Annotated in this window: 12 protein-coding genes; 6 read left to right on the plus strand and 6 right to left on the minus strand. The window is 44.9% G+C overall.

Annotation, left to right across the window (positions count from 1 at the left end; genetic code table 11):
* Window positions 1-61 precede the first annotated feature (61 nt).
* On the minus strand, window positions 62-394 hold the full coding sequence (locus tag LYNGBM3L_RS20280; RefSeq protein WP_008187257.1) for a 2Fe-2S iron-sulfur cluster-binding protein: 333 nt from the start codon (window positions 392-394) through the stop codon (window positions 62-64).
* Window positions 395-847: 453 nt separating this feature from the next.
* On the opposite strand from LYNGBM3L_RS20280, the gene cimA reads away from it, so the two are divergent.
* Entirely contained in the window at window positions 848-2887 is a 2040-nt protein-coding gene (gene cimA, locus LYNGBM3L_RS47670) for a citramalate synthase (protein WP_008187258.1), read from the plus strand.
* A 40-nt stretch (window positions 2888-2927) separates the two neighbouring features.
* Here cimA and LYNGBM3L_RS20290 read toward each other — a convergent pair whose 3' ends face one another.
* The 3 genes from LYNGBM3L_RS20290 to LYNGBM3L_RS50850 form a co-directional block, all read right to left on the minus strand.
* Window positions 2928-3500, minus strand: coding sequence for a DUF1131 family protein (locus LYNGBM3L_RS20290; RefSeq protein WP_008187261.1), 573 nt, complete (start codon window positions 3498-3500; stop codon window positions 2928-2930).
* A gap of 92 nt (window positions 3501-3592) precedes the next feature.
* A complete protein-coding gene (locus tag LYNGBM3L_RS20295; RefSeq protein ID WP_008187263.1) occupies window positions 3593-3922 on the minus strand; it encodes an efflux RND transporter periplasmic adaptor subunit in 330 nt (109 codons plus the stop codon).
* Between the two features lie 5 nt (window positions 3923-3927).
* Entirely contained in the window at window positions 3928-4092 is a 165-nt protein-coding gene (locus LYNGBM3L_RS50850; RefSeq protein WP_499881631.1) for a hypothetical protein, read from the minus strand.
* 1039 nt (window positions 4093-5131) lie between these two features.
* Here LYNGBM3L_RS50850 and LYNGBM3L_RS20300 point away from each other — a divergent pair.
* The 5 genes from LYNGBM3L_RS20300 to LYNGBM3L_RS20320 all read left to right on the plus strand — a co-directional run bounded on the left by LYNGBM3L_RS20300 (window position 5132) and on the right by LYNGBM3L_RS20320 (window position 10351).
* Window positions 5132-5410, plus strand: a complete 279-nt coding sequence (locus LYNGBM3L_RS20300; RefSeq protein ID WP_008187268.1) for a hypothetical protein — start codon at window positions 5132-5134, stop codon at window positions 5408-5410.
* A 295-nt stretch (window positions 5411-5705) separates the two neighbouring features.
* Complete coding sequence (locus tag LYNGBM3L_RS20305) at window positions 5706-7196, plus strand: ABC transporter substrate-binding protein (RefSeq protein ID WP_008187279.1); 1491 nt, start codon at window positions 5706-5708, stop codon at window positions 7194-7196.
* The gene (locus tag LYNGBM3L_RS20310) at window positions 7111-7737 is read left to right on the plus strand and encodes an ABC transporter substrate-binding protein (protein ID WP_044494051.1); all 627 of its coding nucleotides are present in this window, start codon (window positions 7111-7113) and stop codon (window positions 7735-7737) included. The genes LYNGBM3L_RS20305 and LYNGBM3L_RS20310 overlap by 86 nt, the downstream gene beginning before the upstream one ends.
* A gap of 285 nt (window positions 7738-8022) precedes the next feature.
* Window positions 8023-9306, plus strand: a complete 1284-nt coding sequence (locus LYNGBM3L_RS20315) for a pentapeptide repeat-containing protein (protein ID WP_008187283.1) — start codon at window positions 8023-8025, stop codon at window positions 9304-9306.
* A 94-nt stretch (window positions 9307-9400) separates the two neighbouring features.
* Window positions 9401-10351, plus strand: a complete 951-nt coding sequence (locus tag LYNGBM3L_RS20320; RefSeq protein WP_008187284.1) for a glycosyltransferase family 2 protein — start codon at window positions 9401-9403, stop codon at window positions 10349-10351.
* Between the two features lie 261 nt (window positions 10352-10612).
* Here LYNGBM3L_RS20320 and LYNGBM3L_RS43990 read toward each other — a convergent pair whose 3' ends face one another.
* Window positions 10613-10759, minus strand: a complete 147-nt coding sequence (locus LYNGBM3L_RS43990) for a hypothetical protein (RefSeq protein WP_154659863.1) — start codon at window positions 10757-10759, stop codon at window positions 10613-10615.
* 47 nt (window positions 10760-10806) lie between these two features.
* On the minus strand, window positions 10807-11370 hold the full coding sequence (locus LYNGBM3L_RS20325) for a PEP-CTERM sorting domain-containing protein (protein WP_008187287.1): 564 nt from the start codon (window positions 11368-11370) through the stop codon (window positions 10807-10809).
* Window positions 11371-11468: the final 98 nt, after the last annotated feature.

Below are 11468 nucleotides of genomic sequence, written 5' to 3' on the forward strand. Positions count from 1 at the left end.
AACGACACACCCTAGCTTTGAACGACAACCAAAGTTCTAGTCACCATTAGCAACTTCATGATTATGGGGTCCAAACAGTTTGATCCCCTTGCCCCCAAAAGCCATCATATTTGGTAACACAAACATCACCTAAAACCTTAGTCTGACAGGCTAAGCGGCGATTTGCTGTCGGAGAATGGGGCGGAAGCGATCGCCTAGCTTTATCTTTCCAATTTGGCTCGGATACTTCCCCGTCTAGCTCAACCGCACAGGTACCACAGCTGCCTAATCCTCTACAGTTAATTACTTTAGCGTTGCCGTTGTATAGGGCAACCCCATGCTCTAGTAAGACCTTGCGCAGATTACTGCCCTGGTCAGATTCAAAGCTTTTTCCTTGTGCTGTTACTTTAGGCATTATTCAAGATTACTCCTTATCTGTAGCTTATTTTTTAATACAATTGGATGCAGCTATGTTTAATGTTGTTAACAGAGCCAATCTGGCAATACACCAAGGTGGTCTTATTGTTTGATGGTTCTAGATAAGCTGCGTTTATAAATATCTAGATTTTAGATAGTTTGGTCGAGTCCTCTGTCTTGATGCAGTCGCTCATGGGGGAAACCCCCAAGACCGTAATGGTGCGTTTTCCGTCGGCGAATTAAATTCGCCACGGGTCGCACCTCTGCATCGCTTGATACCCTTGATCTATCAAGGGTTAAGAGTACGGTAACCTTCCTACACTGCTAAGCGCGGGTAAATGTCGGAAGGTTATCTGCGTGCCTTGCCTTTGACTAAGCTTTAGTCCATCAAAGCTTACCCTTAACTACAATTTACATTTCTTTACGATCAACTCAACTATTCTAACTGCCCATGAGTTCAACAGCTTCTCACCCGATCTGGATTTACGATACAACGCTGCGGGATGGTGCCCAGCGTGAGGGAATCTCATTGTCTCTAGAAGATAAGTTACGCATTGCTCGGCAACTGGATGAGTTAGGTATTCCCTTCATTGAAGGAGGATGGCCAGGGGCAAATCCGAAAGATGTGCAATTTTTCTGGAAGCTCAAAGAAGAACCTCTCAAACAAGCAGAAGTAGTAGCCTTTTGCTCAACTCGACGCCCAAACATGATTGCTGCAGAAGACCGGATGCTGCAAGCTATTTTAGCTGCAGGAACGCGCTGGGTGACTATTTTTGGTAAATCCTGGGATCTTCATGTCACCGAAGGGCTGAAAACTAGCCTAGAGGAAAACCTAGCCATGATTCGGGATACCATAGAATACCTCCGTAGTCAAGGGCGTCGGGTGATTTACGATGCAGAACACTGGTTTGATGGCTATAAAGCCAATCGAGAGTATGCCCTCAAAACCCTGAGAGCTGCTAGAGATGCGGGTGCAGAATGGCTAGTACTGTGTGACACCAACGGTGGCACCCTACCCGAGGAAATTGCTCAGATTGTTAGAGATGTAGCTAAAGAGTTGAAAGTTGGAAGGTTGAATGTTGAAAATGAGTTGAACGTTGGAAGGTTGAATGTTGACAATGAGTTGAAGGTTGGAAGGTTGAATGTTGACAATGAGTTGAAGGTTGGAAGGTTGAATGTTGACAATGAGTTGAAGGTTGGAAGGTTGAATGTTGAAGGTTCTAACCTACCCTGCGGGAACGCCAAAGGCGAACAACCTGCTAACCTGCAACCTGCAACCGAAACTAACCTACCCTACGGGAACGCCAAAGGCGAACAACCTGCTAACCTTCAACCTGCGAACCTTCAACCTGGAACCGAAACTAACCTACCCTACGGGAACGCCAAAGGCGAACAACCTGCTAACCTTCAACCGGCTAACCTTCAACCGGCTAACCTTCAACCGGCTAACCTTCAACCGCCTAACCTCCAACCCATGTTAGGAATCCATACCCATAATGATTCAGATACAGCGGTTGCTAATGCCTTAGCTGCGGTATCTGAGGGAGCCTGTATGGTTCAGGGAACGATTAATGGTTATGGTGAACGTTGTGGTAATGCCAATCTCTGTTCTGTGATTCCTAACTTACAGTTGAAGCTAGGGTTACGCTGTATTGAAGATAACCAGCTGGCCAGACTGACCCAAGCTAGTCGTTTAATTAGCGAGATTGTCAATCTTGCTCCCAATGACCATGCTGCCTTTGTGGGTCGTTCAGCCTTTGCTCACAAAGGTGGCATCCATGTGTCAGCGGTGGCAAAGAATCCTCTGACCTATGAACATATTCAGCCAGAACAGATTGGTAACCAGCGTCGGATCGTAATTTCTGACCAGTCGGGATTGAGCAATGTATTAGCAAAAGCCCGTAGTTTCGGTCATGACCTGGATAAAAAAGACCCCGCCTGTCGCGAAATCCTGGAACGGCTCAAAGATCTGGAAAATGAAGGGTATCAATTTGAAGCAGCGGAAGCCAGTTTTGATTTGTTGATGCGAGATGCTTTGGGATATCGAGAACATCCCTTTGAACTCAAAGGCTGTCAGATACATTGCGATATGCTACAAGGGGTCAGTAAACCCTACAGTAATTCTGTGGCAACCATTAAAGTATCTGTTAACAACCAGGATATTTTGGAAGTAGCAGAAGGCAATGGACCAGTGTCAGCCCTTGATGCCGCCTTGCGCAAAGCCTTGGTGAAGTTTTACCCAGAGATTGCTGATTTCCATCTAACTGACTACAAAGTGCGGATTCTCGATGGTGCTGCTGGCACATCGGCTAAGACACGAGTGCTAGTGGAATCGAGCAATGGAGAACAGCGCTGGACAACTGTGGGGGTTTCCAGTAATATTCTCGAAGCGTCCTATGAAGCTGTGGTGGAAGGCATTGAGTATGGTTTGCTGTTGGAATCTTCAGCAAAAACACCATTGAGCCATTCCCCAGCCCTGAAAGAGCGGTAATTAGAGCGCTAATTAGTAATTAGTATTTGCTATTTGCTCACTAGCGTGCTACCCAAAGTAGACTATCTAGCTTAGCCTTGGTCAGAACCTCAAGGGGAGGCAACTTATCATAAGGTCCTTCCCAGTTAAGGGGTTGATAGACGTATATGATCGAGGCATTTTCCTCAAACCAACAAATAACTTGCCCAGTGGACCCTTCCTCACCTGGGAAGCAGTCTAGTTTCTCGTGTCCAGGAGTGTCTGAGTAGGCTATTCCTACTTTCACATCCTTTGGACCAGGGATGCGATCGCTTAGCACTTCAATCCTGCCGATTTTCTGCTGGGAGGAGTCGGCATCGATTTCCACTACCGGGCTATCTTGCCAGTAGGCTCTGAAAATATCGTAAGTTTCCCCTTCAGCAGAGGTGGTTTCTTTTTTTACGGTATAAGTGGGCAAAGCACTCTTGATGGTATCAGCATCAAAATTGCTAGTTTTGTTGAGTTTACCCAAACCTTCTGGAGTCAGCCTGAGACTGGACTTAGTTTCAGGGGGGGAAGGTTCCTTGGCGCAAGCGCCCAGGATACTCGTGAGTAGGACTATGCTGGTTAGGGTAAACAGTGTTTTTCTATACAATCTTGTTACAGAGTTTATCTTAACTACTAATTAGATTAGCAAGAAGGTTAAACTTAAATAATAATACTTGTTCTACTTAGCCCAAGACACTACTATCGCACTTTGACCCCAGCAACTCTTTTTGAGCGCACCCGTTGTCCAGGGACAAGGCGATGGGTTCCGCCGACGATGACTTGATCCCCTGGTCGGAGAGTACCACGAACCAGAATGCGGTTACTCTGTGTCTGCAAAATTTCCACATCCCGCCGTTTGACACTGAAGACGTGAGTTGCACCAGAAAGATCCGATTCAGCCAATTCCCCCAAGACGTAGCAAGACCACAAACCACGTACTCCTTGCACTAGAGCGGTGGTGGGCAGCCAGTAACCAGCAGTAGGAATAGTTTCAGCTAATTTCCACCTCGCTACCTGTCCAGGGGACACTTCCCTTACTGCCGAGGGTCCAGGGTGAGGACAACGGTTAAGGTACGGGTGCTAGAGTCCAGTTCCGGCAGAATTGAGGAAACTCTTGCTGGATAAGTTTTCTGTCCCTCAAAGGGTGACGGTAGTGATAAACATGTAGTGATGGCCTGATCAACCCAGGGTAAACGCATCTAAATTTGTATCAAAACTTACAGTTAAAAAGTAAACAATAGTATAAAAAATATAGAATCACCCTGGTTATTATCAATAAGCCCAATTTCTTCTCAATTATTGGCCGTGTTATCCAAGGTCGATTTGAGAGTACTCTACATTCTGGTTGCGTACGCAAATCCGACTTTGATTTTTGTTCAAAGTCAACGAATTTTCCGCTGACTTTGAACAAAAAAACTGATTTAGGATGGGATTTATGGGAATTTACCCAAAAAATGGAGTTAATGATATTTTTGTCTGTTACCATTTATACCAAATTAGATGCGTTTACCCTGATATTTTTTTGATTTTAGGAAATAGGCAATAGGTAATAGGGAATCTCAGAATAGGTAACTCATAATAGGGAACATAGAAAAAATCCTGTGTACCTCATGAATATGAATAGCGCTATATATCAAGAATTAGATATAGCATTTCTAAGAGGATATCTCCCAAGTTTTTTGATACTGAATTTTGCCCCCCTAGCCCCCCAATTCTGGGGGGAACAAGAATCAATTTGCTGGTAGAAGTCCCCCAAAATTGGGGGACCAACGGGGGCTTGGATGTAGCAAATGAGACTTTTCAGACAACCTCTAAATAGATAATGAAAACCAATCCTGTGTCTTGATGCAAAGCGCGACTGGGGGCAACCCCCTTTGGCATCGCTGCATCCCTTGATCAGAAAACCAAAAATTCCTCGGATATCTTGACACTCTTCCGTGATCCGAAGTTCCCTGATAAGAAGTCTTGATGCAAAGTGCGACTGGGGGAAACCCCGGTATTAAGGCGCTGCATTGCTTTTTATATCAATCCTAGGTTTACATATAAACTAAAAATGCTAGAGCAGTATTGAAATAGTTTTTTTACTGTTGATTAAAAAAAACCTGGACTAAATCTTACTGAAACAGTATAGCCTGATTACCGCTGGGTTTGTTGATAAAGTCTCTGTTTCTAGACTCTACAAGAGCGCAAAGCATAAAAAAGGATTATAATTCAATTACTAATCACCAAGATTTGCTGATGGCTGACATCACACTAGGAGATTTAATCACATTGATTTTCCGAGAGATCACTGACACATTGGAAGAAACAAGTGATCGGGGTGCTGAACCATTGAAGTTACAGGTCAGTGATGTGGATGTTGAAATTCCTGCCCATCTACGCCTGCAAACTGACCCCCAGTCTTTACCAGAAAAGTCAACTAGAGTGATAGTTACAATGCCATCAGCTCGTGAAACACGGCCAGTTGGTAGATTAGGTCGTATCCGAATCACTATCACTACTGAAGAGAAAAGGTAAAGGGTAAACTATTGCATGTACATAAGCATTCAGCCTAATGCTAATGCGCTACTTGAGGTGCTACTTGAGGTGCTAATGCGCTACTTGAGGTGCTACTTGAGGTGCTAGCAGGCGCTTTAACTGCACGGGGTCGGATCAGTAAAACGAGCAGGGATTTTCAACCAGCCGTACCAGCACCCCCCAGCTTGTTTACTACCTCCCGTTGATTAGCTGACGGCTGACGGCTGATAGCTGGAGGTACCTCGCCCTTGGGGTTAATGGGAGTAGGGAAGTCAGAAGAGGGAACTTCGGATCGATGAGTAATGATGAGTCAGTAACAGAGGATAACCAAGAATGGCAGCTGGCAGAATTGGTGGATGCGATCGCATCGGAAATTGACTATGCGGAAGATACTCTCTCCCTCAAATCCTATGCTCGTGGTAAGTCTTTGGCTATCAAACAGCTAAACCTGGATTTGGAAGTAACAGTGCGCCGTGGTCAAGATCGAGAAATTTGGTTTCGGACGGTTGTTGATCCCAAGGAAAATGGTGGTACTGTTCTCAAATTGGATTTTACCCAAGTACTACAGAGTCAGTTGCATGGGGTACGTAAGCCCCTAGATCGACCAGTAGATAACCGTCCTCTGGCTACGTTACCAGATATTACTGATGCTGAGATCAAACAACTAAATGCGATCGCAATTTACTCCGTTGATGACCTAGATCGCTACACCCAAACCCCAGCAATGATCGCCGAAGTTAGCCGCAAAACTGATCTTCGAGAAGCACGGATTCGGATGTGGCGACAACTGCCATTTTTGACTGAAGTGAAACCAGCCAAATCACCGCCAGGGAGTAGTGTGGTGATTGAAGGGGGTAATTTCGGTTCTGTGCCTTCACCCGATGCTCTAGTTTTGTTTCAGGGTCAGCCAGCCCAAATCATCAGTTGGAGTGAGTCCCGCCTGAGTGTGATTATGCCCCAAGTCACGGGTGTTGGTGTGCTATTTGCTGTGATTAATGGTCAAACGACCAATACTCTTCCTTGGGAAGCCACTACCATTGATTTATTGGTGCGTGACATTATCCTAAATCCGCCATTACCAGTAGCAGGGGATTTAATTACATTAGAAGCAGATCTAATTAATCAAGGAAGTAGCCCTTCCGGTTCTTTCCAAGTTGAGTGGACTATTAATAATCTATCTGACCTTAGTCCCCATGGCACCTTACAACCAAATCAGCGATCGCAAGACAGCAGCATTCGTCATCAACTTAGGTTTAAGGCTGGCTTCCATATGATCCGCTTCACGGCTGATCCACAACAACAACTCGCCGATATCAACCCAAGCAACAGCACCTTTACCAAAAAGATTTGGGTCAAATCGCGCCAAGAGCTTACCATTGCTGATTTTCGTCCGATTAAGACCCTTGACCCTTTGCTCAACCCAAACCTAGGACCAGCAGATGTATTGAGTCTGGTGTTCCGGGGTTTATGTCGTTTTAATTCCTTACGTGGGTTGCTGGTTCCCGATCTTGCTGTCAAGTGGAAGCTAGAAACTGTAGACAAAATCACTAAAATTCTTTATTTCCAGCTTCATGACAACCTACGTTTCCACGATGGCACCCCTCTAACGGTTGCTGATGTTGAGTTCACTTATCAGGTACTACGGAAAATTGACTCACCCTGGCGCAAACTGGTTTTGACAAGCATCAGGGATATCAAAAGTGGTAGATCAAAAAACCATTGCGTTTACATTACAGTCTGCCTCTCAAAGGTTACCCTCTCAATCCCATCCCCTCAGGGAAATTGATTCCATTGAGCCTAGGGATTCCCATCCCTTAGCAATCGACCCAGGCCCGGTAGCTAAACCTCCTATTCATCCCCAACTTTTAACTTTGGGAATTGTACCGCGCCATTGTTATGGTACAAAACACTTTGGGATAAAGCCGATTGGGACTGGACCATTCCAAGTTGAGACCTTCGGTTCTAGTGGCATCCAGTTGAGTGCTTTTCCAGACTATTGGCAAGGCACACCACGATTTGATCAAATTGTCATTCCCGTCATCTGTGATCACAAACAGCTGCTCGATATGGTGCTAGGCCATAAAGTCACTGCAGCGGTGCTCCCTTACTCAAAAGACCTGGCACAGACCTTGAGGGAAAACAAAGAATGGACTGTCGTGCCTCTTACCCAATCTCAGCCACAGTTACTACAAGTACAATCGACTAGGATTCAGGAACGGATGCCCAACCCTTTCAATACAAACTGGAATGCTCATCTGTGGTACAGCACTTCTCCATCGGGTGAGGTACAAAGTTCTGGGTTGGAGGGAGTAGGGAGTAGGGAGTAGGGAGTAGGGAGTAGGGAGTAGGGAGTAGGGAGTAGCAATGCAGTATGCTCTTGGGAACCCAGATAACTATGAGTAACGCTATATAAAGTTACAGATTATTATTGCTCCCGCTTGGATTTAGATAACGTACAAAATAAAATTTAACACAAGTCAAGTCTACCGGATTTCACTTGAAAATTTGCTAATCTGTTGAGGTGCAAATCACCTAAAAAACGATCCGAGTGTCTAAGAGCTGTATTATTTTGTAATGTTGCTTGACCTTGAGCTTATTTTGATGGGAATACCATGACTAACTTGCCTGAGCCTGTGCCACCCAATCAGCCTGAACATAGTAACAACGGTACCGCCAAGAACTCAGCCAATGGTAATTCACCACCATCTCCTCCCCAAACTCAAGAGGAGCAACATTTATCTACCCTGCCGTTGTCAAACCTACCCAATAAACCAACTATTGGATCAGTTAGTCCTGCCAATCGCTCCCTAAGCCTAATTATTCTCAGTGCGATCGCTATCATGATTTTTGGGGTAGTGATTGATAACCTCTGGATTGGGATATCCGGAGCTATTGTGGCGTTGCTGGTTTCACTGCCAGTGATTTTACCGGTTCTCAAACAATGGCTTACTGATTTGTTGCCACCACCACAAAGAATCAAAGTTATTGCCTCGATCGGAGTGGTAGCAGCAATAAGTGGCTTACTGAAATTTCTTGGTGTTTACCAAAACATCAGCAATTGGTTAGTTCAAATTAAATGGGATGAATTTGGGTCATGGGCTGAGTGGGTTGGTGCTTTGGGACAGATTTTGATTGCCGTCCTAGCAGTATTCATTGCTTGGCGACAATATGTCATTTCCAAAGACTTGACCATCCAGCAAAATATGATTACTCAGCAGCAAACCATTGATGCTTACTTTCAGGGAGTTTCAGATCTAGCCTTAGATGATCAGGGATTGCTAGAAGATTGGCCCCAAGAGAGGGCATTTTGCGAAGGAAGAACTGCTGCGATTCTCAGTAGTGTGGATGCCCATGGGAAAGCCAAAGTGCTCAGATTTTTGTCCCAAGCCCGTTTACTAACTCCCCTCAGACGGGATAATCATTTAGGACGCCCCATGTTGGATGGGTATGGAGGATACCAAGAAGACCGAGTTTATGGTATAAGAGTTATTGACCTGAATGTAATGTTAGCTGGATCAGACCTGAGTGGTACAGATTTGCGTTGGACAGAACTCGGTGAAGCTAATATGGTCAGAGCGAATCTGAGTTTCTGTGACTTAGTGCAAGCGAATCTATCCCGCACTGTTTTATATGAAGCCAACCTCACTGGTGCTGACCTCAAGGGAGTCCGCCTATTTTATGGTTCAGTAGAAACTGCCAGTCCCCGCAGTCGTACCCATCCCCCTGACTATCGCACTGGAGTTTACACCGGTGCAGTAGTCGAAAATGTTAACTTCACCGGTGTCCAGCGGATGGATGAAAAGCAGCACTACTATTGCTGTGCTTGGTGCGGTGAAAAGTCAAGAAAAACAATCCCCGGTGGTTGTCAGGGAATTCCTAATAAATTAGGGCGTTAGAAGGTCGTCTGTCAGAATGCAGAATGTAGAATGCGCGAATGTAGAATTCTACATTCTGCATTCTACATTCTTAATTCAAAAATGTTGAAGAACGATGAACCCAACCTATTCCCTGGTTATTCCTGTATATAACGAGGAAAACAGTATTTTAGAACTGTACCGACGCATCAGTACAGTAATGGATCAGTTGGGGGAGGCGGAGTTAATTCTAGTGAATGATGGCAGTTGCGATCGCTCTCTAGAGCTGATGCGAGACCTTCATCAAAAAGACCCAAGGGTATGTTACCTAAGTCTTTCCCGTAACTTTGGTCATCAAATTGCTGTCACTGCCGGTCTAAATTTTGTGCGGGGTCAAGGGATTATTGTCCTAGATGCTGATTTACAAGACCCACCAGAGATCATCCCAGTGCTAGTCGAAAAATGGCAGCAGGGTTATCAAATTGTTTATGCTCAGCGCACCCAGAGACGTCGTGAAAGTTGGTTAAAGCGCTTTCCGGCTTACCTATTTTATCGCTTACTGCGCCGTCTGGCCAATGTCGAGATTCCCATAGATACGGGGGACTTTTGTTTAATGGATCGACGGGTGGTTGATGTACTCAATGCCATGCCAGAACGGAACCGTTACGTGCGGGGATTGCGTTCTTGGGTAGGGTTGCGGCAAACCTCTGTTTCCTATGTACGTGACCCCCGCTTTGCTGGTGATATCAAGTACACCATTCGTAAATCCTTAGCCCTAGCAGTAGATGCACTGGTTTCTTTTTCTAAAGTGCCATTGCGAATCGCTACTTATTTGGGATTATTAGCAACAGCGATAGCGCTATTGATGGCAGGGTTAGTGCTTTACTGGCGGATTTTTGAACCTAATTCTCCTGTGACTGGGTTTGCCACTATTATGATTGCAATTTTCTTTTTGGGAGCAGTGCAGTTAGTATCTATTGGTATTTTGGGGGAATATGTAGGACGGATTTATGAAGAAGTTAAAGGCAGACCATTGTATGTTTTATCAGAAGTGAGGGGGTTTGTGGAAGAAGGAAGATCAAAGTAAGGAATCAGCTGACAGCAATCAGCTATCAGCTAATGCGCTACGCGCACGCGATCGCGTTCAGCATATGTTTTTTTTTTGGCGTTGCTGAATCAAGGAATGAATAGGAGTAGAGTAGGCATCCTGCCCGCCCGAAAATAATTAATAGGAGTAGAGTGGGCATCCTGCCCGCCCGAAAATAATTAATAGGAGTAGAGTGGGCATCCTGCCCGCCCGAAAATAATTAATAGGAGTAGAGTGGGCATCCTGCCCGCCCGAAAATAATTAATAGGAGTAGAGTGGGCATCCTGCCCGCCCGAAAATAAGCATGAAACTGGCAAGATGCCAGTTCCACCAAGATGCCCATTCCACAGGTGCGACCCAAGGGCGATTTACTCGCCCATTGGAAAGCGCACCTACTCTTAAAATCATTCCATTATTCTTAAAATCATTCCATTATTAAGCAACGCCAGTTTTTTTTATACCCTTGGAGAAGATGCTATCTTTCTCTTTGAGAGCCAGCCTAAACCTAAAAGACTAAGTCCTATAACTGTCCCAGGTTCAGGTACACTTGCTGGTTCATCTTCAACCAGCCCAAAACTCGCTGTCTCTACAAATTCTCCATCTATCTCGAACACAGTAAAAAACTCTGGAAAACTCGGAGCCGGACCAGTAGCAGGGCTAAAACTAAAATCTTCTGTACTCCAACGTAATTGCTGGCCAGCTCCAGCTCCTTCGAAGATTAACCACACAGGCTCTGTAGTAGAATCGGCCTTGGTATAGGTTCTATTGTCGAAAAAAAACTCAATCTTATCTACCGGATAACTTATCTCGATCACTGGAAAATCCGGTATAGAAGCAAAAAATTTCCTCCGGGTTTCATTGGCGTCATCATAGCTGAACTTACCAGAAAATTCTTCTGTTCCAAACTCATAGGTAATAGTAATAGCTTGGGCAGGATTAATTTCAATCACTGCTAGGCTTAAAGCCGCACCAGTAGTGATTATTGCTAATTTTTGGCAGATCCTTTGTCCCTTAAACATTAATTTAAACCTGTCTCTTATTTGTTGATATTACTGATTTTTCACTCATCTAATTAAGTCTATACCAAGGGTCATTATAGTTGACCAACATTACAGAA

It is taken from the genome of Moorena producens 3L (assembly GCF_000211815.1).
In the GTDB taxonomy this organism is placed as follows: Bacteria; Cyanobacteriota; Cyanobacteriia; order Cyanobacteriales; family Coleofasciculaceae; genus Moorena; species Moorena producens.